The organism is Altererythrobacter sp. CAU 1778 (assembly GCF_054482795.1).
Map to the genome: position 1 here is coordinate 795,256 of NZ_JBTLRP010000001.1, position 24,489 is coordinate 819,744.

At 65.3% G+C, this 24,489-nt stretch carries 21 protein-coding genes; 12 read left to right on the plus strand and 9 right to left on the minus strand.

Annotation, left to right across the window (positions count from 1 at the left end; genetic code table 11):
• Positions 1-7 precede the first annotated feature (7 nt).
• From argS to tatC, 8 genes are all read left to right on the plus strand, one after another.
• The gene (gene argS, locus ACXYN8_RS03525) at positions 8-1,765 is read left to right on the plus strand and encodes an arginine--tRNA ligase (protein ID WP_458887920.1); all 1,758 of its coding nucleotides are present in this window, start codon (positions 8-10) and stop codon (positions 1,763-1,765) included.
• Positions 1,765-2,565, plus strand: a complete 801-nt coding sequence (locus ACXYN8_RS03530; protein ID WP_458887921.1) for an SPOR domain-containing protein — start codon at positions 1,765-1,767, stop codon at positions 2,563-2,565. Before argS ends, ACXYN8_RS03530 begins: the two co-directional genes overlap by 1 nt.
• 77 nt (positions 2,566-2,642) lie before the next feature.
• A complete protein-coding gene (nagZ, locus tag ACXYN8_RS03535; protein WP_458887922.1) occupies positions 2,643-3,674 on the plus strand; it encodes a beta-N-acetylhexosaminidase in 1,032 nt (343 codons plus the stop codon).
• Positions 3,671-4,471 (plus strand): segregation and condensation protein A, encoded by an 801-nt coding sequence (locus tag ACXYN8_RS03540; RefSeq protein ID WP_458887923.1) that lies wholly within the window; start codon positions 3,671-3,673, stop codon positions 4,469-4,471. The genes nagZ and ACXYN8_RS03540 overlap by 4 nt, the downstream gene beginning before the upstream one ends.
• Positions 4,468-5,082, plus strand: coding sequence for an SMC-Scp complex subunit ScpB (gene scpB, locus ACXYN8_RS03545; RefSeq protein WP_458887924.1), 615 nt, complete (start codon positions 4,468-4,470; stop codon positions 5,080-5,082). The genes ACXYN8_RS03540 and scpB overlap by 4 nt, the downstream gene beginning before the upstream one ends.
• 76 nt (positions 5,083-5,158) lie before the next feature.
• Positions 5,159-5,404, plus strand: a complete 246-nt coding sequence (locus tag ACXYN8_RS03550; protein WP_458887925.1) for a twin-arginine translocase TatA/TatE family subunit — start codon at positions 5,159-5,161, stop codon at positions 5,402-5,404.
• Between the two features lie 40 nt (positions 5,405-5,444).
• Positions 5,445-5,840: a Sec-independent protein translocase protein TatB gene (gene tatB / locus ACXYN8_RS03555; protein ID WP_458887926.1), complete on the plus strand. Its 396-nt coding sequence runs from the start codon at positions 5,445-5,447 to the stop codon at positions 5,838-5,840.
• Between the two features lie 14 nt (positions 5,841-5,854).
• Positions 5,855-6,649 carry a twin-arginine translocase subunit TatC gene (gene tatC / locus ACXYN8_RS03560; RefSeq protein ID WP_458888899.1) on the plus strand — a complete coding sequence of 265 codons (795 nt, stop codon included), beginning with the start codon at positions 5,855-5,857 and terminating at the stop codon, positions 6,647-6,649.
• Here tatC and ACXYN8_RS03565 read toward each other — a convergent pair.
• Entirely contained in the window at positions 6,646-8,343 is a 1,698-nt protein-coding gene (locus ACXYN8_RS03565) for an amidohydrolase (RefSeq protein ID WP_458887927.1), read from the minus strand. The genes tatC and ACXYN8_RS03565 overlap by 4 nt on opposite strands.
• An 83-nt stretch (positions 8,344-8,426) precedes the next feature.
• Here ACXYN8_RS03565 and ACXYN8_RS03570 point away from each other — a divergent pair, with 83 nt between their 5' ends.
• The 4 genes from ACXYN8_RS03570 (at position 8,427) to ACXYN8_RS03585 (ending at position 17,110) form a co-directional block, all read left to right on the plus strand.
• Positions 8,427-9,680, plus strand: a complete 1,254-nt coding sequence (locus ACXYN8_RS03570; RefSeq protein WP_458887928.1) for a threonine ammonia-lyase — start codon at positions 8,427-8,429, stop codon at positions 9,678-9,680.
• A 209-nt stretch (positions 9,681-9,889) separates the two neighbouring features.
• Complete coding sequence (locus tag ACXYN8_RS03575; RefSeq protein WP_458887929.1) at positions 9,890-10,738, plus strand: arginyltransferase; 849 nt, start codon at positions 9,890-9,892, stop codon at positions 10,736-10,738.
• A 46-nt stretch (positions 10,739-10,784) separates the two neighbouring features.
• Complete coding sequence (locus ACXYN8_RS03580) at positions 10,785-12,917, plus strand: autotransporter assembly complex protein TamA (RefSeq protein ID WP_458887930.1); 2,133 nt, start codon at positions 10,785-10,787, stop codon at positions 12,915-12,917.
• Positions 12,917-17,110, plus strand: coding sequence for a translocation/assembly module TamB domain-containing protein (locus tag ACXYN8_RS03585; RefSeq protein WP_458887931.1), 4,194 nt, complete (start codon positions 12,917-12,919; stop codon positions 17,108-17,110). Before ACXYN8_RS03580 ends, ACXYN8_RS03585 begins: the two co-directional genes overlap by 1 nt.
• Here ACXYN8_RS03585 and ACXYN8_RS03590 read toward each other — a convergent pair whose 3' ends face one another.
• The 8 genes from ACXYN8_RS03590 to ACXYN8_RS03625 all read right to left on the minus strand — a co-directional run bounded on the left by ACXYN8_RS03590 (position 17,111) and on the right by ACXYN8_RS03625 (position 24,428).
• Complete coding sequence (locus tag ACXYN8_RS03590) at positions 17,111-17,707, minus strand: fasciclin domain-containing protein (protein ID WP_458887932.1); 597 nt, start codon at positions 17,705-17,707, stop codon at positions 17,111-17,113.
• A 19-nt stretch (positions 17,708-17,726) separates the two neighbouring features.
• Complete coding sequence (locus tag ACXYN8_RS03595) at positions 17,727-18,776, minus strand: hypothetical protein (RefSeq protein ID WP_458887933.1); 1,050 nt, start codon at positions 18,774-18,776, stop codon at positions 17,727-17,729.
• A 61-nt stretch (positions 18,777-18,837) separates the two neighbouring features.
• Complete coding sequence (locus ACXYN8_RS03600) at positions 18,838-19,449, minus strand: lysozyme (RefSeq protein ID WP_458887934.1); 612 nt, start codon at positions 19,447-19,449, stop codon at positions 18,838-18,840.
• Positions 19,450-19,587: 138 nt separating this feature from the next.
• Positions 19,588-20,997 carry a type I glutamate--ammonia ligase gene (glnA, locus tag ACXYN8_RS03605; RefSeq protein ID WP_458887935.1) on the minus strand — a complete coding sequence of 470 codons (1,410 nt, stop codon included), beginning with the start codon at positions 20,995-20,997 and terminating at the stop codon, positions 19,588-19,590.
• A gap of 67 nt (positions 20,998-21,064) precedes the next feature.
• A complete protein-coding gene (locus ACXYN8_RS03610; RefSeq protein WP_458887936.1) occupies positions 21,065-21,403 on the minus strand; it encodes a P-II family nitrogen regulator in 339 nt (112 codons plus the stop codon).
• 256 nt (positions 21,404-21,659) lie between these two features.
• Positions 21,660-22,586 carry an N-acetyl-gamma-glutamyl-phosphate reductase gene (argC, locus tag ACXYN8_RS03615; protein WP_458887938.1) on the minus strand — a complete coding sequence of 309 codons (927 nt, stop codon included), beginning with the start codon at positions 22,584-22,586 and terminating at the stop codon, positions 21,660-21,662.
• On the minus strand, positions 22,583-22,933 hold the full coding sequence (locus ACXYN8_RS03620) for a hypothetical protein (protein WP_458887939.1): 351 nt from the start codon (positions 22,931-22,933) through the stop codon (positions 22,583-22,585). The genes argC and ACXYN8_RS03620 overlap by 4 nt, the downstream gene beginning before the upstream one ends.
• Before the next feature lie 106 nt (positions 22,934-23,039).
• Positions 23,040-24,428 carry a leucyl aminopeptidase family protein gene (locus tag ACXYN8_RS03625; protein ID WP_458887941.1) on the minus strand — a complete coding sequence of 463 codons (1,389 nt, stop codon included), beginning with the start codon at positions 24,426-24,428 and terminating at the stop codon, positions 23,040-23,042.
• Positions 24,429-24,489 lie beyond the last annotated feature (61 nt).

A 24,489-nucleotide genomic window follows, 5' to 3' on the forward strand; every position in this document is an offset into this window, starting at 1 on the left:
GCTCGCCATGTCCGAAGCTGAAAACCTGCCGCAAACCCTTCACGCCGCTTTCGCGGCCAAGATCGACGCCGTTCTCGACGCTCTGGAGCTGGAGGGTTCGCTGCCCGCCGGCGTGGCGCGCGGCAACGTCAGCGTGGAACCGCCACGCGATCCCGATCACGGGGACCTTGCGACCAACGCCGCCATGGTGCTGGCGAAACAGGCCGCGACCAACCCGCGCGCGCTGGCGGAAAAGCTGGCGGAAAAACTGACGGCCGATCCCGACATCGAAGCGGCGGAAATCGCCGGGCCTGGTTTCATCAACCTGCGCCTTGTCGACCGCGTCTGGCTGGCAGAACTGAACGCGATCCGCGCTCTTGGCGTCGGATACGGAAGCTCGACCATGGGCGAGGGGCGGCGGGTGAACGTCGAATACGTTTCCGCCAATCCCACCGGACCGATGCACATGGGCCATTGCCGCGGTGCGGTGGTGGGCGATGCGCTTTCCAGCCTGCTCGAATACGCCGGGCATACCGTCACGCGCGAATATTACGTCAATGATGCCGGTGCGCAGGTCGACGTTCTCGCCCGCTCCGCCCACCTGCGTTATCGCGAGGCGCTGGGCGAGGAAATCGGCGCGATCCCCGAAGGCCTTTACCCCGGCGACTACCTGATCCCCGTAGGCGATGCGCTGGCGAAGGAACTGGGCGACCGCTTCATCGACCAGCCGGAGGAAGAATGGCTGCCCATCTTCCGCGCCCACGCGGTTGAGGAGATGATGACGCTGATCAAGGCGGACCTCGCCCTGCTCGGTATCCATCACGACGTTTTCGCATCCGAGGCATCGCTCCAGATCGCAGGCAAGCCTGCCGAAGCCGAGGCATGGATGCGCAAGCACGATCTCGTCTACGACGGAGTGCTCGAGGCGCCCAAGGGCAAGACCCTCGACGACTGGGAGCCGGTCGAGCTGCCGTTGTTCCGCTCCACCCGCTTCGGCGACGATCAGGACCGGCCGATCCGCAAGTCGAACGGCAACTGGACCTATTTCGGCGCAGACCTCGCCTATCATATGCAGAAGGCGGAAAAGGCGGACGAACTGATCGATATCTGGGGTGCCGATCATGCGGGCACCGTCAAGCGGATCAAGGCCGCCGTTGCCGCCCTTTCCGAAGGAGAAGGCAAGCCGATCCCCTTCGACGTCAAGCTGGTGCAGATGGTCAACCTGATGCGCGGCGGAGAGCCGGTGAAGATGTCCAAGCGCGCGGGCACTTTCGTCACTCTGGCCGACGTGGTGGGCGAAGTGGGCAAGGACGTGGTCCGCTTCACCATGCTGACGCGCAAGCCCGAAGCGCAGATGGAATTCGACTTCGCCAAGGTGGTGGAAGCGAGCAAGGACAACCCGGTTTTCTACGTCCAGTATGCCCATGCCCGCATCAGCTCGACCCTGCGCAAGGGCGAGGAACAGGGCCTGCGCCCCAGCGACGCCGGGCTCGATCAGCTGGGCGCGGACGAGCTTTCACTCATCCGCCACGCTGCGCAGTTCCCGAGGCAGGTCGAAGCTGCCGCCCGTGCGCGCGAACCGCACCGCATCGCATTCTTCCTGCAAGACCTTGCCGCTGCCTTTCACGCGTTCTGGAATGCAGGCAACGACGATCCGGGCAAGCGCATCATTCTGTCCGATAACGAGGCGCTGTCAGATGCGAGGCTTTTCCTCGCCGCGCAAATTGGGCAGGTTTTCCGCAATGGCCTGGCGATACTGGGGGTCCAGGCAGTGGAGGAACTGTGATGATCAGCTTCGGGGATGGTGGCCGGGACGACCGCGACGGGCCGGAGTTTCTCTCGCGCGACGACTACGATCTCGCCGACGATCACGCCAATGAAGGCCCGCTCGATCACGAAGACATCGATGACGGCGCCTTCGTGACCAGCGACGAACTCGCCCTCCGCGACGAGGACGAAAGCCTGCCGTGGCTCGAATCCGCCGAGGAATACGACGAAGACGGCAGCGACAATTCGAAGATCATCTGGTTCGCCGCCGCGGCGCTTCTCGGCCTTGTGGCGATACTTGGCGGTGTCTGGTGGGCAACCAATCGCACCGCCTCGCAGGCCGATGTCGTCGCGGACGGCAGCACCATCGAGGCACCCGACGCGCCTTACAAGGAACGGCCGGAGAATCCGGGCGGTCGCCAGGTCGAAGGCACCAGCGCAGTGGCTCCCGCCGTCGCCGAGGGACAGCGCCCCGAAGGCCGCATCGCGGAAAACGCGCAGGCCCCGCAGCCGAGCATCGATACAGAGCAAAAAACCGGCGAACCGCAGGAACCGAAGGAAGCACCCGCGCCAGCCCCGGCATCGGGCGGGGTCGGCGTGCAGGTCGGCGCCTATTCGACGAAAGCCAGCGCCGAGCTCGGCTGGGGCGAATTGACCCGCCGTTACGAGGCTTTGCAGGGCTTCAGCCACCGCGTCGTCCAGGGGCAGGCAGATATCGGCACCGTTTACCGGCTTCAGGCCGTCGCGGGCAGCCGCGCTGCCGCCAACCAGCTTTGCGACCGGCTAAAGGCCGCCGGCGGTGCGTGCCAGGTCAAGTAAACGGCGCGGTTCACTTACCCACATGGGGCGGGTGACGCGCTCTTGCCGCTAAGCCTGAAAGCTGCGACTTTCGCGCCATGACGCCTGCCATTTTCGGGATTGCCGGAACCAGCCTGACCGACGACGAGCGGGCCTTTTTTCGTGCCAGCGACCCGGCTGGTTACATCCTCTTTGCCCGCAATTGCGAAACACGCGAGCAATTGCGTGCTCTGACCGATGATTTGCGCGCCCTGCACGGGCGGGACCGGCTGTTGATCTCGATCGATCAGGAAGGCGGGCGCGTGGCGCGCATGAAGCCGCCCGAATGGAGCCGCTATCCCGCTGGCGAAGCCTTTGCCGCGCTGTACGACGTGGCACCTGCCTCCGCTATCGAGGCGGTGAGGGCCAATGCGCAGGCGATGGGCATGGAACTTGCCGAAATGGGCATCACGGTGGACTTCAATGCCCCGCTCGACGTCCGGCGGCCCGAAACCGACAATGTCATTGGGGACCGCGCGCTCGGTTCCGAACCGATGCAGGTCGCCGCGCTCGGCCGCGCCATGCTCGACGGGCTGGCCAGGGCAGGGGTCGCCGGCTGCATCAAGCACATGCCCGGCCATGGCCGTGCAACGGCGGATAGCCACAAGGAACTTCCCACCGTCACGGCCAGCGCGGAAGAACTCGAAACCGATATCGAACCTTTCCGCACGCTTGCCGACGCACCCATCGGGATGAGCGCGCATATCCGCTTCACAGCGTGGGACGCGGACCGGCCCGCCACGCTCTCGCCCGTCGTGATCGAACAGGTTATCCGCAGCCAGATCGGCTTTTCCGGCCTGTTGCTGAGCGATGATCTCGACATGGAGGCGTTGAGCGGCAGCGTACCCGAACGCGCCGAAGCGGCCGTTGCGGCGGGATGCGATATCGCGCTCAATTGCTGGGCGAAGATGGACGACATGACCGGCATCGCCGAACGACTGGCCACCATGTCGGACGAAACCGCGATGCGGCTGGAACGCGCACTGGCAGGCACCGGTACGCGCGAAGCTTCGGTCGAACGCAGCGAACTGCTCGCGAGGCGCGACAGCCTCCTCGAACTGGCAGGGCAGGGCGAGGTCCAGCGCGCGTGAGCGACACGGCCACCCTGTTCCCGGTGGACGAAACCACCGACGACTGGGACGGCATCGGCAATGCCCCGACCGACGACGCGCAGCTTTATCTCGAGCTGGACGGGTGGGAAGGACCGCTCGACCTGCTGCTCGATCTCGCGCGGCGGCAGAAGGTCGATCTGCGCTCGATCTCGATCCTCTCGCTGGTCGACCAGTATCTGACCTATATCGAGCAGGCCGAGGCGCTGCGGCTGGAGCTGGCGGCCGACTATCTCGTGATGGCGGCCTGGCTGGCTTATCTCAAGAGCTCGCTTCTGCTCCCGCGCGAAGAGCAGGAGGATCCCAGCCCCGAAGAACTGGCGCTGCGACTGCAGTTGCGGCTGGAGCGGCTGGGCGCAATGCGCGACGCGGCGGCGCGTCTGATGGCGCGCGACCGGCTGGGCCGCGACGTTTTCCTGCGCGGCGCGCCCGAGGGCCTGCGCGTCGACCGCAAGCATATCTGGCAGTGCGACTGGTACGACCTCATCCGCGGGTACGGCGACGTGCAGCTGCGCAACCAGCCGGCCGTCCACATGGTGCGCGACCGCGCTGTCATGACGCTGGAAACCGCGCTCGACCGCGTTTCCAACATGCTGGGCCTGACGCTCGACTGGATGACGCTGGAGGAATTCCTGCCCCAGCACGCCGATCCGCAATTGCGACGCTCTGCGCGCGCCTCCAGTTTCGTCGCCGCGCTGGAACTGGCGCGCACTGGGCGCGCCGAACTCAAGCAGGACGAGATATTCGGTCCTCTTTCGCTGCGGCGGGTCCGCGGATGAACGAAGGCGCATTCGATGGCGACGACCTGTTGCGCGCAGTCGAGGCGACGTTGTTCGCAGCCGAAGAACCGATGAGCGCCGATGCCATTTCGACCCACCTCGGCGGTGCGGCGGTGCGGCAGGCGCTCGCCGACCTGCAATCGCATTACGAGGGACGCGGCATCGAGCTTGTCGAGCTGGGCAAGCGCTGGCAATTCCGCACCGCGCCCGACATGGCGCACTTGCTCCGGCGGGAGAAGCAACAGATCCGCAAGCTCAGCCGTGCCGCGACCGAGGTGCTGGCGATTGTCGCCTATCACGAACCCGTAAGCCGCGCGGAGATCGAATCGATCCGCGGGGTGCAAACGTCGTCGGGCACCCTCGATGTGTTGATGGAGGCTGGCTGGGTACGCGTAGCGGGAAGGCGCGAGGTGCCGGGCCGCCCGGTGATCTATGCCACGACGCCCGATTTCCTGACGCATTTCGGCCTCGAAAGCCGCCGCGACCTGCCCGGCATCGACGAGTTGAAGGCGGCAGGCCTGCTCGACCCCGTGGACGAGGCATTCGACGCGCTGGTCACGCCGGGGGAAGAGGATGGCGATTTCGTACGCGACGACGCGGAAGAAGAGTGATCCTCCGCAAGCATCGCTGGCATCGCGCCGCACGAGCGCCTATACTCTTGCCAACACCTAACGAAAGAGAATCCCCATGGGTCTTAGTGTCTGGCAATTGCTGATCATCGCCGCCGTCATCCTCGTGCTGTTCGGCAAGGGGAAGATTTCGGAAATGATGGGCGATTTCGGCAAGGGCGTGAAAAGCTTCAAGCAAGGCATGGCTGACGAGGAGAAGCCCGATCACCGGCCCGCCGACAGCCCGCGCATTTCCAACTCGACCACCGCCACCACCGACACCGCCAGCCGCGACACGCAGGCCGACGACAAGCCTCTGTCCTGATCGCGCCCCGGCGGCCCATGTGACGGCCCACTGACTCGTAATGTTTGATATCGGCGCCAGCGAACTGCTCATCATCGTTATCGTGGCGATCGTCGTGATCGGCCCGGGCGAGATGCCGCGCGCCATGCGAACGGCGGGGCAGTGGATCGCCAGGATTCGCAAGGTCTCCGGTCACTTCCGCGCGGGTCTCGACGCCATGGTCCGCGAAGCCGAGCTGGCCGAGATGGAAAAGGAGTGGAAGGAACGCAACGCCAAGATCATGGCCGAGCATCCGGAAACAAGCGCGGAGATGGAGCCGCTGCCGTCGCAGGGCGATGCTCCGTCGGCAGAGCCAGCCACCGCCGAAGCCCGCGCCGCCGCAGCGCGGGAGCGCGCCAGGCCGCAGACCACCGGTGAAGAGCCGCAGTTGCCGCTCGACCCCGCCGCCAGGGATTGAGGTCGCGCGTGGCAATAATCAAGGACATCGACGAAACGCAGGCCCCGCTGCTCGATCACCTGATCGAACTGCGCGCGAGGCTGGTGCGCTGCGTCTTCGCGCTGGCGATCGCCTTTGCCGTGTGCATGTATTTCGCAGACGAGATCTTCGGAATGCTGGTCCGCCCGCTGACGGCCGCCTTTCCCAATGGCGAAGGACGGCTGATCTACACCAAGCTGTACGAAGCCTTTTTCGTCGAGATCAAGGTGGCGCTGTTCGCTGCCTTCTTCGTCAGCTTTCCGATCATCGCCAATCAGCTCTGGGCGTTCCTCGCGCCGGGGCTCTACGCGAAGGAAAAGCGCGCTTTCCTGCCGTTCCTGTTCGCCACGCCTGTCCTGTTCACGATGGGCGCTTCGCTTGCCTACTTCGTCGTCATGCCGACCGCATTCCGCTGGTTCCTCGGCTTCGAAGGTATGGCGGGCGGGCTGAAGCAGGAAGCCCTGCCGGCGATGGGCGATTACCTCAGCCTGGTGATGCAGTTCATCTTGGCCTTCGGGGTCAGTTTCCTGCTGCCGGTCCTGTTGCTGCTGATGAACCGCGCCGGGCTGGTGAGCCGCGAAACGCTTGCGGGCGCGCGGCGTTACGTCATCGTCGCCATCGTCACGGTCGCCGCGATCATCACGCCGCCGGACGTCGTTTCGCAACTGCTGCTGGCGGTGCCTATCTATCTGCTGTTCGAAAGCTCACTGCTGATCATGCGTTGGCAGGACCGCAAGAATGCGCGTGAGGAGGAGGCGGAAGAAAAGGCCGCGTCCGAAAGCGCCGCCTAGCGCCCCTCGACCCGTGTCGTAGAGCCACGGCCTTCCTCGTAGACCTTGCGCCCACCCACCCATGTCTCGATCACGCGCGTCGCGCGAATCTCGTCCGGGCTGGAAACCAGCGGGTCGCGGTCCACGATGACAAAGTCCGCGCGCTCGCCTTTCTTGAGCTGGCCGAAGCGCCCTTCCGCAAATCCGGCATAGGCGGCGTTGGCGGTGTAGGCGCTTAGTGCGCGCTCGCGGCTGACCTGCTCCTGCGGCATCCATCCGCCGAACGGCTGTCCGCTCGCATCGGTGCGGCTGATCGCGGCAGCGAGGCCCGTGAACGGCTCTGGCCGTTCGACCGGCGCGTCGGAGCCGAAGGCCAGCACCGCGCCATTGTCCGCCAGCGAGCGCCAGGCATAGGCGCCCGTCAGGCGGTTCGGGCCGAGCCGCGCTTCCGCCATCACGCGGTCGCTGGTCTGGTGGACCGGCTGCATGGAGGCGATCACGTTAAGCTGCCCGAAGCGCGGGATGTCGACCGGATCGACGACCTGTGCGTGTTCGATCCGCCAGCGCCGTTCGCCCTTGTAGCTGTCCTGTATCTCCGCAATCACATCGAGCGCTTCGGCATTGGCGGCATCGCCGATGGCGTGCATCGCGATCTGGAAATTGTCTATCGTCGCGCGGCTGACGAGATTACGCAGCTTGGTGCTGTCGGTCAGCACCAGCCCGCGCTGGTCCGGTGCGTCGGCATAGGGAGCCTTCAGATAGGCGCCGCGCGATCCCAGTGCGCCGTCAAGGTAGAGCTTGATGCCGTTCATCCGCAGCTTGTCGTCATACAGCCACGGCGTCGGCCCGCCGCCGGCCATCAGCACCATGTTGTCGATGCTGTCGGCGTAGGACATGATGCGGAAATTGAGCCGCCCTTCGTCGCCTGCTCGGCGGAAGGTCTGCCAGTCCTCTATGCTGGTGCCCATGTCGGCCATGGCGGTGACGCCGTTTGCCAGCAGCAGTTCCTGCGCCTTCATCAGCGCAAGGTCGCGGTCTTCCGGGTTGGGCGCAGGTATCACCCGCGTCATCAGTTCCTCCGCTGCATCGACGAAGACGCCAGCCGGTGCGTTGCCCGCTCCACGTTCTATCCGGCCGCCGACCGGATCCTTCGTGGCTGCGGTAATCCCTGCCGCGCGCAGGGCGGCGCTGTTGGCCCAGCCGGCATGGCCGTCGACGCGCTGGAGGTAGACCGGGCGGTCGGACACGACGGCATCGAGCTCCGCAGCGGTAGGGAAGCGACCAAGGCCCCATAGTTCCTGGTTCCAGCCGCGCCCAAGGATCCACGGACGTCCCGGATTGGCGGCAGAAAATTCGGCAACCTTGGCCTGTGCCTCCGCCAGCGAGCGCGTTTCCGACAGGTCGAGCGTCAGCGCGCTGAGGCCGAGGCCCATGACGTGTCCATGCGCATCGATCATGCCCGGAATGACGAAACGACCGCGTCCGTCCGCGCGATAGTCGACGTCCTGCGGGCGCTTGTCGCGGCGGTCGAGCAGCTCTGTAATCTTGCCGTCGTCGTCGATCACCATGCCGGTGAAGCGCGTGACCTTGCCGTCGCGGTCGACGCTCATCCCCTGGATATTATCGACCAGCGTATCCGCCCAGGCGGGCGATGCGAGGCAGGCGAGGGCGGCGGCACTGGTGAGCAGCGCGGTGCGGGAAATTGCGTTCGTCATGGCGATCCTGTGGCGTGTCCGATGCGGCTTGGCAAATGCTTCGCGTGTTTGCTTGGGGCCGCGATTGCGATAGGGCGCAGCGGATGAACCAGACCATGCCCGTACCGCAGGCGGCGCCTTCCGATGCGCTGCTGACCCTCTCCGACGTGGAGGCCGCCGCCGCGCGGATCGAAGGGGCGGTCGTTCGCACGCCGACGCTGCACAGCCAGACCCTGTCGCAAATCACCGGCGCGCAGATCTGGCTGAAGTTCGAGAACTTGCAATTCACCGCCGCCTACAAGGAACGCGGCGCGCTCAACGCCTTGCTGCTGCTGGACGAAGAAAGCCGCAAGCGCGGCGTCATCGCGGCATCGGCGGGCAACCATTCGCAGGGGCTGTCGTATCACGGCACGCGGCTGGGCGTGCCAGTCACGATCGTAATGCCCCGCACCACGCCGGCGGTGAAGGTGATGCAGACCGAAAGCGTCGGCGGCAAGGTCGTGTTGGAAGGCGAGACTTTCGACGATGCCTACGCCCATGCGCGCAAGCTGGAACAGGACATGGGGCTGACTTTCGTGCACCCCTTCGACGATCCGCACGTGGCCGCAGGGGCGGGCACGGTCGCGCTGGAGATGCTGGCCGACGCACCGCAGATCGACACGCTGATCGTGCCGGTCGGCGGGGGCGGTCTGTCGAGCGGGATGGGCACGGTCGCCAAGGCCAGGTCGCCCGACATGCGCGTGCTCGGCGTGGAGGCGGAGCTTTATCCCTCCATGTACAACCGCCTGAAGAACTCCAACCGCCCGTGCGGCGGAGACACGCTGGCCGAAGGCATCGCGGTCAAAGAACCGGGCGAGTTCACGGCCAAGGTGCTGGCCGGCGTGCTGGACGACATCGTGCTGGTGTCCGAAAAATATCTCGAACAGGCAGTCTCGCTGCTGCTGCAGATCGAGAAGACCGTGGTGGAGGGCGCAGGCGCCGCGGGCCTTGCCGCGCTGCTCGCCCATCCGGACCGCTTCGCCGGGCGTAATGTCGGCGTGGTGCTGTGCGGGGGCAATATCGACACGCGCCTGCTCGCCAACGTGCTGCTGCGCGACCTTGCCCGCTCCGGTCGCCTCGCGCGCCTGCGGATCACGTTGCAGGATCGACCCGGCGCGCTGTTCAAGGTGATGCGCGAATTCGACGCGCACAACGTCAACATCATCGAAATTTATCACCAGCGCATCTTCACCACGCTGCCGGCCAAGGGGCTGATCACCGACATCGAATGCGAGGCGCGCGACAAGGCGCAACTTGACGCGCTCGTCTCCAGCCTGCGGGACAAGGGCTACTCCGTTAACCAAGTCGAACTGGGGTGATTCGTAAGACAGCGCGATTCGCGTTTTTAACTTATTGAAACGAAACGCGATTCAATTTCTTAACCAAGGCGCCTGTGCAAAATAAGATTCGGTTAACCATGAAACTTGGTTAAACAGGTTCCGCAACGCGAGTCGGGTCGTCATAGTCTGTTTCCCAACCCCGCTCCGCGCGAAGAAAACTCGTTCGACCAAGGAAAACAGGCCTTTTCGTGACCGCACCGGTTCGCTTTCCCCGCTTCTTCGTGACCAGCCCGTCGCCGTGCCCCTACCTGCCCGGCAAGACGGAGCGGAAGGTTTTCACGGAATTGCGTGGCGACCATGCGAACGAGTTGAACGACGCGCTTAGCCGGATCGGCTTCCGCCGCAGCCAGACCGTCGCCTACCGCCCCAGCTGCGCCGATTGCCGCGCATGCGTGTCGGTGCGCGTGGTTGCGGACGAATTCCGCCCGTCGAACACGCAGAAGCGCATACTGAAGCGCAATGCCGACATCGAAGTCAGCGAATGCCGCCCGTGGGCAACGCCCGAACAGTTCGAATTGTTGCAGGACTATCTGGGCCGGCGCCACCCCGGCGGCAGCATGGCGACGATGGACGAAATCGATTTTGCGGATATGGTGGAACACACGCCTGTTTCCAGCTATGTCGTTGAATATCGGGAACCATCGCAAGACGGGAAGCCGGGTCGGCTCATCGGAGCATGCCTCAGCGATCGCCAGGCGGACGGTCTTTCGATGATATACAGTTTCTACGACGCTGATCACGAAGGTCGCCCGGGTCTTGGCAATTTCATCATACTTGACCACATCCGTCGCGCGGCTGAAGCTGGCCTGCCGTATGTCTACCTCGGCTACTGGGTCGAAGGGTCCTCGCGGATGCAGTACAAGATCCGCTTCCGCCCGCTCGAACGGCTCGGCCCCGATGGCTGGCGCCGCATTTCACCTGACGAACAGGATGCCCTCATCCGCGCCGCCGTGGCCGGCGATGGTACTGCCGGTGCGCCCGACGGTGGCTGCAAGGACGGCGTTCCCCAGTCCCGCGATCAATACAAGCTCGCCTGACCTGCGCTACGGCGCTCATACATTCGCCGGAACAATCGCGCTCGCGATGGCGCTGCTCGCAGTGCCGGCGCTGGCACAGGATCCCAACGCGCCGGAGCGTCTGGAAGATCTGATCCCCGACAGCGCGATCGAAAATCCCGAAGCATGGGCCGCCGAGGGGGTGGAACCCGATCCGAGCCTCGACGATGTCGAAGCCCTCGCGGTCGAGGACGTGGATGCCGACAACGAACTTGCCGATCTGCCGGAAGTCGATCTGCCCTGGCCGGATGGCGATATCGTGCAGGACTTCGCCGATCTCGAGCCTGAGGAAGACATCGAGTTCGCCGAGGTGGAGGAGGACTTCGATCCGCTACTCGCTCTGCCCGACGGCTACGAGATCAATCTCGGTCGCGACCTGACGCTGGTGCTACCCAGCGAGCGGTCGCTGTTTCCCGAAACGGATGAATTCGTCGACCGCTTCAAGGCGTTGTCGCAGGTCGAGGAATTCGATGACGAGGACGGCAATATCGCCGTGCTCGCCGCGCGCGCCCGCGCAGATGAGGAACTGCTCGACCGCCTGCTTCGCATCTACGGCTATTACGACAACCAGATCATCCGCGAGATCGGGGCCGAGGACGAAACCGGTCTGGCCGCGGAAATCCCGCCGCCCGAAGGCGCGGTGCGCTTCGCCATCATTCCGGGGCGGCAATACAGCCTCGGCGCGATAGAGTTGGGCAGTCTGGAATCCGATACGGCACCCTTCGGCGATGCGGCGGCGGCGCGTGCGGCGTTCGGAATGGACGTGGGTGATCCGTTGCTTTCGGACAGCATCGTGGAGGAGCGGTACGACCTCGACCGGTGGCTGGGCGAAAACGGGTATCCGTTCGCATCCATCGACGAACCCGAACTGCTGGTCGATCACGCGCGCCAGCAGGGCGACCTGACGATGATTGTCCAGCCGCAGGACAAATACCGCTTCGGCGGCGTCAATTCGAGCCTGCCTGATTTCCTTTCCGGCGAACACTTCGCCAGCATCGCCCGCTTCGATCCGGGCGATATCTACAACCGCAGCGACGAACTGGATCTGCGCCGCGCGATCCTCGCCACCGGCCTCGTCTCCAGTGTCACGATCACTCCGCGCGAAGTCGCACCGGCCGTCGGTGGTGAACCCGGCACGGTGGATCTCGATGTCGACATTACGCAGGCGCCGCTTCGGACGCTGGCCGGTTCCATCGGCTACGGCAGCGGGGAAGGCTTCAAGCTAGAGGCGAGCTGGGAGCACCGCAATCTCTTCCCGCCCGAAGGGATGCTGCGCCTGCGCGGCATCGCTGGCACGCGCGAACAGCTGGCCGGTGTTACCTTTCGCAAGAACAATTTCGGCAACCGCGACCGTATCCTGACGCTGGATGCTTACGCGACGACCATCGACACCGAAGCCTATGATGGCCGGACGGTCGCGGTGAGGGGCACTTACGAGAAGGTCTCCAACCTGCTGTTCCAGAAGGAACTGAGCTGGGCGGTCGGCGCGGAAATCCTTGCCACCGACGAGCGTAACCGCGTGATCGACGACATCCCGCGGCCGCGCGAAACCTATTTCGTCGGCGCGGTGTTCGGCCGCGCGACCATCGACAAGAGCGATTCCCTGCTCGATCCGACCGAGGGGTTCCGGTTGACCGGCTTCCTCTCGCCCGAAGTGTCGCGCGCGTTCGACACGACAACATTCTACCTGCGCGCGCAGGCGGACGGCAGCATCTACCGGCAGGTCAACGACCGCATTGTGCTGGCCGGCCGTACACGCGTGGCGACCATCCAGGGGGCGGACACGTTCGAAGTCGCTCCGTCGCGCAGGCTGTATGCTGGCGGCGGCAGCTCGGTACGCGGCTATGGCTACCAGGCGGTCGGTCCGCTCAACGATTTGGGCGAGCCGACCGGCGGACGCTCGCTGGTCGAATTGGCGGGCGAAGCGCGCATCAAGACCGGCTTCCTCGACGGGGCCCTTTCCGTGGTGCCGTTCCTCGACGTGGGTTCGGTGTCGGCGGATCCCACCCCGGACTTCAAGTACATCAAATACGGCGCGGGGCTGGGCGTGCGCTATGCCACCGGTTTCGGGCCGATCCGTCTCGATGTCGGCGTTCCGCTCAACCCCGGCCCGTATGACGACAGTTTCGCGGTCTACGTCTCGCTCGGTCAGGCCTTCTGATGAGTACGGCGGAGGGCGACATGGTCGAGAGAGAAGCGGAGGTGCTGACGGCGAAGCGCCGCTGGCCGCGCCGTGTCGCCAAGTGGACGCTGGGCATCATCGCCGCCATCGTGCTGCTGATCGTCGCCGGTATCGCCTTGCTCGACAGTTCGGCAGGCAAGCGCTTCATCATCGATCAGGTCGAACAGATCGAAGCGGATTCCGGACTTCGCATCGGGATCGGCAGGATCGAAGGCTCGATATATTCCGAAGCCACCTTGCACGACGTCACCGTGGCCGACCCCAGGGGTATCTTCCTGCGGATACCCGAGCTGGAGCTGGACTGGCGCCCGCTCAGCTGGCTGTCCAGCGGTCTCGATATTCGCAGTGCCGTGGCGCGGCGCGGCACTTTGTTGCGACTGCCGGAATTCAACGAAACGCAAAGCGAAGGCGGGTTCCTGCCCGATTTCGACATCCGGCTCGATCGGCTGGAACTGGTCGACTTCACCGTCGCGCGCGGCATTGCCGGGGACGAAGCGCGGCGGGTCAATCTCGTCTCCAGGGTGCGGACGGAAAGCGGAAAGCTTTACCTGCTGGCCGACGGGCGGCTGGGCGGCGAGGACCGGCTCTATGCGCTGGTCGATCTCGACGAGGAAGCGGACAAGTTCGACGCGAAGATCGACTATCGCGCACCTGCCGGTGGCCTGCTTGCGGGTCTGCTCGGAGCGGACGAGGATTACGAGGCGAGCCTGATCGGTGACGGCAGCTGGAGCGCCTGGGACGGCGGCCTGCGGGTGCGCCGGGCAGGAGAACAGGTTGCCGCGTTCAAGTTGACGGCCAGCGAAGGAACCTACGGCATTCTGGGCACCGCCGATCCCTCGCCGGTCCTTGCCGGGCTTCCGCTCGACGCGCTGGGCCGCAAGGTGGCGCTGTCCGCGCGCGGAACCTTCGCTGACAATGTCATCGACGGGCGCTTCAGCCTCGCGGGCGCCGCGGTCAGGGCAAACGGAGCCGGAGGCATCGACCTCGGCAACAACGCTTTGCAGGATTTCGACCTCAAGGCGCGGTTGACCGATCCCGCCCTGTTCGGGCCGGACCTCACGCTGCAAGGCGCGACGATCGCAGCCGAACTTGACGGGCCGATGTCCGACCTGACCGTCGCCCATGTCATCAATGTCGACCGCTTCGCCGCGGGCACGACGCAACTTGCCGGTCTCGTCCAGCGGGGCACCGCGACGTGGGACGGGACGCGCTTCGTCCTGCCGCTCGATGCCGACGTGGCGCGCGTGGTTTCCGGCAACGCGATGGTCGACCCGCGCCTCACCAACGGAACGCTGGGCGGCACCATCGTCTATTCCGGCGATCGTCTGGTGTCGGACGATCTGGCGGTTGCCTTCCCGGGCCTCGACGCACGACTTTCGCTTCGCGGCGACTTTGCCAACGGCGTCTACGCACTTGCCGGGCCGGTCAATGCCGAGCGGCTGTTGCTGGAGGATCTGGGCGAGGTCGACGTTGCTGCGAAGATCCTGTTCCGCATGGGCAGCAACGTGCCCTGGACGCTGCAGGCCAATCTCGCCGGGCGGATGCCGCGTGTCACCAATGCGACGCTGGCCGACCTTGCCGGGAACAATATCCGCTTCAAGGGCGGCGTCACCTTGGGCGCGAACCGCCCCATCGCCTTTCAGGACGCCTCGCTCAACGCCAGCAAGCTGGCGCTGACGCTCAATGGCAAGGTCGATGGCGGGCGCACCTCGCTCGCCGGGCGCGGCCGGCACACCGAATATGGGCCGTTCACCGTACAGGCTACCATCGCCGGCGACGGCCCGCGCGCGGAACTTGTCTTTGCCGACCCGTTGCCCGCCGCCGGACTGAAGGACGTGCGCGTCGCGCTCGCGCCCATCGACGATGGTTTCGCCATCGAAACGGCGGGGCAATCCTTGCTCGGTCCGTTCGACGGCACGATCAACCTGTTCTCTTCGCCGGGCGGACCAACCCGTCTGGCGATCGAGCGGCTCGACATCTGGCGCACATCGGTCACGGGCGACATCACGCTCGGCGACGCGGCCAGCGGCACGCTGACGCTCGCGGGCGGCGGCCTCGACGGCACCATCCAGCTTGCGCCTCGCGGCGGCGGGCAGGGATTCGATGTCGATCTCGCCGCCCGCAATGCGACTTTCGCCGGTGCCACACCGATCGCGATCCGGGAGGCGGACATCGACGTCTCCGGGCTGCTGGTGGAGGGCAATTCGACCATAGAGGGCAACGTCCGCGCCGCCGGGATCAGCTATGGCAATGTCTTCGTCGGACGGCTGGTGGCAAACAGCAGCTTGCGCAACGGAACCGGACGTTTCAACGCTGCCATCGCCGGTCGGCGCGGTAGCCGCTTCGACCTGCAATTGACCGGAGACATCGCGCCGGACCGCATCGCAGCGGTCGCGCGCGGCAATTACGGCGGACGCAAGATCGAGATGCCGCGCCGCGCCGTACTGACGCGCAACGGGGATGGCTGGCAACTTGCGCCGACCCAGCTGAACTTCGGCAGTGGCCGGATGGTGGCGCGTGGGCGGTTCGGCGGGAACGGGCCGGTGGAGGCAAACGTCCAGCTCGCGCGGATGCCGCTGTCCGCTATCGACGTACTGGGCGGAGAGCTGGGCCTCGGCGGATATGTCAGCGGTCTTATCGACGTCAGCGCCGGGCCAGGCGGACTGCCGGTTGGCGAGGCGCGGGTGCAGGTGAAGGGTCTCAGCCGCTCCGGACTGGTCCTCACCTCGCGCCCGGTCGACCTCTCGATGATCGCGAAGCTTTCCGCCGACAGGCTGGTGTCGCGCGCCGTCATCGTCGAGGAAGGCGAGCGGCGGGGGCGCCTGCAGGCGCGCATTTCGAACCTGCCATCCAGTGGCGACCTGATCGGACGGCTGAATCGCGGCGATCTGTTCGCGCAATTGCGTTTCAACGGCCCTGCGGACGCGCTTTGGCGCCTGGCTGCGATCGACACTTTCGATCTGACCGGCCCGCTTCGGGTATCCGCCGACGCGCGCGGGACCTTGCAGAATCCGCGCGTCGCGGGGTCGCTCGCCAGTGACGATCTGCGGCTCAGGAGCGCGCTGACCGGCACCGACGTGCGCAGCATTCGTGCACGCGGCAATTTCTCCGGCTCGCTGCTGCGGCTGACATCGTTCCGCGGCGAAGCGCCCAATGGCGGCACGGTGTCGGGCAGCGGAACGGTGGACCTGTCCGGGCTGGGCCCGCGCGGACCGCAGATCGACCTGCGAATGGCGGCGAGCAACGCGCAGATCCTGAACCGGCCCGACATGGCGGCGACAGTCACCGGGCCGATGCGCGTGGTTTCGAACGGCGTCGGCGGCACCATTGCGGGCCGGTTGCGGGTAAACCGCGCGCGCTGGCGCCTGGGCGCTGCGGAAGAGGCGGTCGAACTGCCCAATATCCGGACGCGCGAGATCAATCTGCCGCCCGACATCGCTCCGCAAGCGTCGGCCAGCGCGCCCTGGCGCTACCTGATCGACGCCCGCGCGCCGAGCCGGGTCGAAGTGCGCGGGATGGGCCTCGACAGCGAATGGAGCGCCGACGTGCTCATTCGCGGCACCACCGACGATCCGCGCATCGGCGGGTCGGCAGAGGTCATTCGCGGAGGCTACAGCTTCGCAGGCACCCGGTTCGAACTCACGCGGGGCGAAATCGACTTCGACGAGAACGTGCCCATCGACCCGCGCGTCAACATTCTGGCCGAAACAGACGTTACCGGCCTCTCGGTCAGCGTTTCAGTGACGGGCAATGCGACGCAGCCGGAGATCGCGTTCAATTCCGTGCCCGCTCTGCCGGAGGAGGAAATCCTGTCACGCTTGCTGTTCGGCGGCTCGATCTCGAACCTCTCCGCGACCGATGCCCTGCAACTCGGCAGCGCGCTCGCATCGCTGCGCGGAGGCGGCGGGATGGACCCGATCAACAAGCTGCGCACCTCGATCGGGCTGGACCGCCTGCGTATCGTTCCGGCCGATCCCGCACTGGATCGCGGAACGTCGGTTGCGTTGGGCAAGAACTTCGGGCGGCGTTTCTATGCCGAGATCATCACCGACGGGGCGGGTTATTCCGCCACCGATGTGGAGTTCCGGGTGACCAGCTGGCTCACGCTGCTCGCGTCGATCTCCACGATCGGACGCGAGAGCGTGGCCGCCGAATATTCCCGCGACTACTGATCAGTCCGCGGGGGTTGCCGCCGCCTCTGCGGAGGCGCCCAAGGGCTTGAGCAGGCCGTCGACGGGGATCGCGACGCCGTTGCTGGCCTTGAGCGCAGTTCCGGCAAAGCGCGCCGTCGCGCCATCGGCTCCGGTGACCACGATCGCTTCGCCATCCTTCGCGAAGGACAGCGTGGCGTCGCCCACCGTGCTCATCTCCACCGCCGCGCCGCTGGCGCTGTCGATAGCGGCGCTGATGTCTTCGGGCGCCAGATAGCCCGGCACGATGTGATCGCGCATGATCGCGACGAGTGCCGCGCGGCCTTCCTCCGACTGGAGATCTTCGGCGGAACTGCCGAGGCCTTCGAAGACGGCATCGGTGGGGAGCAGCAGCGTGTAGCTGGCAGCGCCATCGAACACGCCTTCGAGGCCCGTTTCGTCGAGCGCCGACCGGGCGATGTCGTAATCGCCCTGGTCGGCCAGCAGGTCTGCAAGCGTGCCATCGCTCACTTCCTCAGCGGAAGCGGTTTCGGCGGTATCGTCCTCCACCTTGCTGCAACCGGCAGCGGGGATGGCGAGCGCAAGCGCGCCCAGCGCGAGATAGCTGGAAATCTTCATCGGTCAGGTCTCCTCTGGATCAGACCAGCAGTTCAATCGCGGCTGCGATCAGGCGGGTCTCGGGATCGACCTGGTAGATGTAGCCGTCCGAGTAGCGGTAATAGGCGTCGGGACTGTCGTAGTAACGATCGCGGTAGCCGTAGGGAACGTTGTACACGTCGTAGCCCATCGGCATGGTTTGACCGACGGCGAAGTTGTCGCCCGTCAGCAGCGCCGCGATAGAGGTGATCGCCGAAGTCTCCGGATCGACGCGATAGATCACGTCGTCAGCATAGCGATAGCCACGCGGGTCGTTGAGGCCGTAAAAGTCGTTGTAATAGCGCGGCATTTCATACGGCTGGTAGTAGCTCGGCCATTGGTTGCCAATCGACAGCGCGCCGCCCAGCAATGGAATGTAGCTGGCTATGCCCCGGTCGCCGTAACGCACGAGATAACCGTCGCGGTAGCGATAGTCGTTATTGCCGAAGTATCGGTCATATCCCCACCAATCCGAGCGGTAGTAGCCGTCGTCCTTCACCTGTCCCGGCGGGTTGCAGCCGTTGCGCTTCTTGGCGAGGCCCGGAGGGCAACCGTTGATCAGACCGCGATTGACGTCGCCGAAGCGATAGTCCGCTGCGCGCCGAACGTAATCGCCGCCGCGTCGGTCGTAGTCCGCGCCACGGCGATCGATGGTGCGCTCGACCTGCCGGACCACGCCGCGATCATTCGCGCCGTTTCCGCGGTCGGCCTTCACGGCAGCCTTCGCGTTGCCGTTGTCCCTCTCGGCGGCGGCGCGAACGGAGGCGGCGCGAACGGAGGCGTTGCCGTTGCCGTTACCGTTTTCGTTGCCACGGTCGCTCTGCGCCATGACGCGGTCGTTGCCACCGCCATTGCCGCGGTCGGACTTCGTGGCGGCGTTGCCGTTGCCACCGCCACCATTGCCACCGCCATTGCCACGTTCGGCTTTCGCTGCGGCAGCGGGCTTGCCGCCGCCATTGCCATTGCCATTGCCCTTGTCCTTGCCCGGCTGGGCCAAAGCGGGAGTCGCCGCCATTGCGAGGGCTGCGACGCTTGCCATAAGAATACGCATGATATGCTCCTTTGCCCCTTGGAACGCGGCTCTGGCAGGCACGGTTCCAACAACGAAGGAGTCAGGCAGGCTTAAGGTAAAGCGCGGCTTCGGCGGCGCGGCGCCGCGCAAGCCCGCGCATCACGCGCCCACCCGCGTGAACCCAGCGGGCAAATTCCTCGGCTGCGCCCGCACGGTCGCCCGCTTTATGGCGCCTGGTCAGGGTGGCGCGGGCGATTGCGCCGGTGTTGTAATGAAAGCTGACGAGAGCATCGAACTGGCTTTGCGAGGTCGGTGCATCGCCAATCGCTTGTGCGACATCGGCGGCATACCGGCGCAGGTCATCCGTCAGTCGTGCGTCGCACTGCGCTTGCGTCCAGACGGTAGATGGCCCGATGTGCGGGCCGGTCGCCCCCCAGCCGATTGTCCAGGGATCGGCGCCCGTGCCGGGATCGGGATAGGCCTCCACCAGCCCGTCGGCGCGGCGTTTCGCGCATCCTTCGAATCGCTGGATCAGCGCTACGCCTTCGGCGGAAACGCTGTGGGATGGAACACATGGAACACAGTTCTGTGGCGGAGTCTCTTCCCCCGCGATGGCAGAATCAATCGCGCGGTCGAGCACGGCTATGTCGGCAGAGCGAAACCCGCGCCCCATCAGGCGGCGGACGGCATCGAAGATCGGTTTGCGATTCATGGGGACCACCTCGTTAACGACGGAAACGAAGCGGACCGGTCATGCAGAATTTGGCCAAGTAGGAAAATGCTTTCGCGCAACGAAAAAGGGCGCCCGGATCGCTCCGGACGCCTTTTTTGTTGTCACTCGTTCGATCGATTACATCGAATAATACATGTCGTATTCGACCGGAGCCGGGGTGGTTTCGAGGCGGCTGACCTCTTCCCACTTGAGTTCGGCATAGGCGTCGATCTGGTCCTTCGAGAAGACGTCGCCTTGCAGCAGGAACTCGTGATCGGCTTCCAGCGATTCGAGTGCCTCGCGCAGCGAACCGCACACGGTCGGAACCTCGGCCAGTTCTGCCGGGGGCAAATCGTACAGGTTCTTGTCCATCGCGTCGCCGGGGTGGATCTTGTTCTTGATCCCGTCGAGGCCCGCCATCAGCAGCGCCGAATAGGCGAGGTAGGGGTTGGCCATCGCGTCGGGGAAGCGGAACTCCACGCGCTTCGCCTTTTCGCCTGCACCGTAGGGGATGCGGCAGGATGCGGAACGGTTGCGGGCCGAGTATGCCAGCAGCACCGGAGCTTCGAAGCCCGGCACCAGACGCTTGTAGCTGTTGGTGGTCGGGTTGGTGAAGGCGTTCAGCGCCTTGGCGTGCTTCACGACACCGCCGATGAAGTAGAGGCACATATCAGAAAGGCCGGCGTAGCCATTGCCCGCGAACAGCGGCTTGCCGCCGTCCCAGATCGACATGTGGGTGTGCATGCCCGACCCGTTATCGTCCTTGATCGGCTTCGGCATGAAGGTCGCGGTCTTGCCGTAGGCGTGGGCGACCTGGTGCACGACGTACTTGTAGATCTGCATCCGGTCGGCGGTTTCGGTCAGCGTGCCGAAGGTCAGGCCCAGTTCGTGCTGCGCGGCGGCGACTTCGTGGTGATGCTTGTCGCAGGGCAGGCCCATTTCGAGCATCGTGGCGACCATTTCGCCGCGGATGTCCACGGCGCTGTCGACCGGCGCTACGGGAAAATAGCCGCCCTTGGCGCGCGGGCGGTGGCCCATGTTGCCTGAATCATATTCCCGGCCCGAATTGCCCGGCAGTTCGATGTCGTCGATGGCGTAGCCCGAACCGGCATAACCGTCTTCGAAACGCACGTCGTCGAACATGAAGAACTCGGCTTCCGGACCGACGTAGATCGTGTCGCCCACGCCGCTCGACTTGAGGAAGGCTTCGGCGCGCTTCGCGGTCGAACGCGGATCGCGGGCGTAGTCTTCACCGGTCGAAGGCTCGATGATGTCGCAGAACATGATCATCATCGGCGTCGCGCTGAACGGGTCCATGTAGACGCGGTCGAGGTCCGGCTTCAGGATCATGTCCGATTCGTTGATGGCCTTCCACCCTGCGATGGAGGAACCGTCGAACATCAGGCCGTCTTCGAGCTCGTCCTCACCCATGACGCTGGCGACCATCGAGAGGTGCTGCCACTTACCCTTGGGATCGGTGAAGCGCAGGTCGACCCATTCGACCTCATTGTCCTTGATCTGCTTGATGACGTCCTTGGCTTTCGACATGTAATTCAACCTTTCGCTGGTTTGGCTGTCGTGCCCGTTGCCGGGCGGATAGAATGGATTTGCGGGATCAGACCGCGTCCTCGTCCCGTTCCCCGGTACGGATGCGGATGGCGGTTTCGATCGGGGTAACGAAGATCTTGCCGTCGCCGATGCGGCCGGTGGACGCGGTGCTGGCGATCGCTTCGATCACGCGTTCGGCGATGCCATCGGCCACGACGACCTCCAGCTTCACCTTGGGCAGGAAGTCGACGACGTATTCCGCCCCGCGGTAAAGTTCCGTGTGGCCTTTCTGCCGGCCGAAGCCCTTGGCCTCGGTCACGGTGATGCCGGACACGCCGACTTCGTGCAGCGCTTCCTTCACCTCGTCGAGCTTGAACGGCTTGATGATAGCTTCGATCTTTTTCACTTGGCGCTGGCCCCTGCGAATGTCGGCGGCGCGCGATGCGGCCGCCGCTGTCCCGAAATCCCTTGGCCAGATACTAACAAGAATCGTGCCAAGGCGCTGAACGGAGCCTAGGGCATCGCGCCGACCGGCGAAAGCGCGGATTGCCGCCGATTTCGGCATGGTTCTTGAAAAGCCTAAGGTGATTGCGCCGGCCTGCCGGATACGCAACGACCCGATGTGCCCAACGCGCAGGCACACACTGCCTAAGGATTGGGCATCAGACCCGCAGGCCAGCGGTTTCCGGCAGTCCTGCCATCAGATTGAGGTTCTGGATCGCAGCGCCGCTCGCACCCTTGCCGAGATTGTCGAGGCGGGCGACCAGCCGGACCTGGCTTTCGTCCGGCGCGGCGAACAGATGCAGGCGCAGCGTGTCGTCATCGATCCCCGGCGCTTCCATCACCAATTCGGAATGATCGCCCGCGTCGAAGCTCAGCAGCGCACTGTCGGCGCAGAATCCGCGCAACGCATCGCGCATCGCGGCCACGCTGCCGACGCCTGCGATGGCGGACAGCTGGAGCGGCACTTCGACTAGCATTCCCCGGTAAGCGGGAACGACCGCAGGCGAGAACACTGGCGGATGTGCCAACCCGGCATAAGCCTGCATTTCTGGGAGGTGCTTGTGCCCCATGGCGAGGCCGTAGGCGCGGTATGCGATTTCGGGATGCTGTTCGAACCGTTCGACCAGCGCCTTTCCGCCGCCCGAATAGCCGCTGACGGCATGGACGGTGAAAGGCCAGTCGGAAGGTAGCAATCCGGCGCGCACCAGCGGCGCGATCAGCGCAAGGAAGCCGGTCGGATAGCAGCCGGGATTGGTGACGAACAGCGCGCCCGCGACTGCGTCGCGTCCGGTCAGTTCTGGGAAGCCGTAGGTCCATCCGTCCGCCACGCGGTGCGCGCTGGACGCGTCGATTACGCGCGTGCCGCTGCTTGCGTCGATCAGCGTCACGGCCTCGCGCGCGGCGTCGTCGGGCAGGCAGAGGATGGCGAAATCCGCATCGTTCAGCGCTTCGCGGCGCTTGCCTGCATCCTTGCGCGCGGCATCGTTCAGTACGATCAGGGAAAATTCGCTGCGGCCCGACAGCCGCTCGACGATTTCGAGCCCGGTGGTCCCCGCCGCACCGTCGACGAAGACGGTGGCGGTCATGCCTCGGCCCGTTCGATCGCGCTCAGGGGCACGTAACCCGACGGCCCCTTGATGGAACAGCAGCCCCACGCCCAGCCTTCGGCGATGTCGAGCACTTCGAACGCCTGGTCGGCTTCAAGCATGGCGATCATGTCGCCATGTCCCTTGGACCGTGTCCGCAGCTCGGCCCCCCCGGAACCGACGACGTAGCGCTCGGGCACGATGTAATGGGGCACGAAGTAACGACCCGCGAGGCCGATGTGCGCCAGATCGCCGCGGATCGGCAGCTGGCACGCCTCGGCGCGGGCAACGGGCCCCGACAGAACGAACGGGCCTTGCGGTATCTGTGCCGTGGCAGCCTCGCTCACCCGGTCGTGTTCCTCAAATAGCAAACTTACCGCGCCCCTATAGCGCGATGTGGTTTCCGGCAAGTTTACCGCCCGTTCTTTGGCACAGCTGCGTGTCCGGCCACGTTCAGGCGTAGCGCGCCTGCAACATATGCCACGCTGCGCGCAGGCCGAGCGCTTCGCCGCCTTTCGGTCGTCCGGGCTTGGCGAAGGGACGCCAGGCGAAGGTATCGAAATGCGCCCAGTCCAGCCCTTCGCCCACGAACTTGTCGAGGAACAGGCCAGCAACGCTCGCCCCGGCATAGGCATTGCCATGCGCGTTGTTGGTGTCGGCGATGTCGGACTTCAGATATTCGACGTAACCTTCGTGCAGCGGCAGGCGCCAAGGCTCGTCGTCATGCGCACGGCCCGCGGCGATCAGCGCATCGGCGGTTTCGTCACGCCGGGCGAACAGGGCGGGCAGGTCCGGGCCGACAGCGACCCGCGCCGCGCCGGTCAGCGTGGCGAAATCGATGATCAGGTCGGGCTTGCTTTCGCTTGCGCGGGTCAGCGCATCGGCCAGGATCAGGCGGCCTTCCGCGTCGGTATTACCGATTTCGACCGTAATCCCCTTGCGGCTTTTCAGCACGTCGCCGGGACGAAAGGCATTGCCTGCAATCGCGTTTTCGACCGCGGGGACGAGCAGCCGCAGCCGCACCGGCAGGCCTGCACCCATCACCAGCCCCGCCAGTGCGAGGGCGTGGGCAGAGCCGCCCATGTCCTTCTTCATCAGCGCCATGCCGCTCGCGCCCTTGATGTCGAGTCCGCCGGAATCGAAGCACACGCCCTTGCCGACGATGGCGAGTTCGGGGTCGCTTTCCTTCCCCCAAGTCAGTTCGATCAGGCGCGGGGCATGGTGGCGGGCGGCGGCACGACCGACAGCGTGGACCATCGGATAATCGCTTTCCAGCCGATCACCCGACACGACCGACAGCTGCGCCTTGTGCGCTTTCGCCAATCGTTCCGCCTGCGCCTCCAGCGCGGCGGGGCCCATGTCCTCGGCAGGCGTATTGACGAGATCGCGCACGAGGCACACCGCGCGCGCTTCGGCCAGCGCGGGCTCGATCGCCTTTGCATCCTTCGTCAGCAGGACGCGCGGCCCTTCGTGCTCGGCATCCTTGCGGTAGCGGTCGAAATGATATTGCGCGGTTTGCCAGCCGTGGAGGGCGGGGCCGGGTTCACCGCCCGCGCGGCGATAGGTGCCGGCCGGCAGCGCCTCCGCCAGCTTGGCCATGCACCAGCTCGATAGCTCCGCCGGATTGGCGACGCCGCCGACTGCGAACCAGCCGTCGCCGTCCTTTTCCGGAACGATGCCGACCTGATAGCCGCCGCCATCGAATTTCTGTGCTGCCAGAGCGGCGCGCTGCGCCTTCGTCAGTTTGCCCGCCCAGTCCGGGAACCCGTCACTGTCGACGAGGTGGATGTCCACGGCACTCTGGCCGCGATCGGGCTGGATAAGATCGGTTTTTTCGCTCATGCTGTGGCATCTAGTGGCAGGACATACGCCTGTCACCATTTGCTGCCTTGGCAGGAGGAAA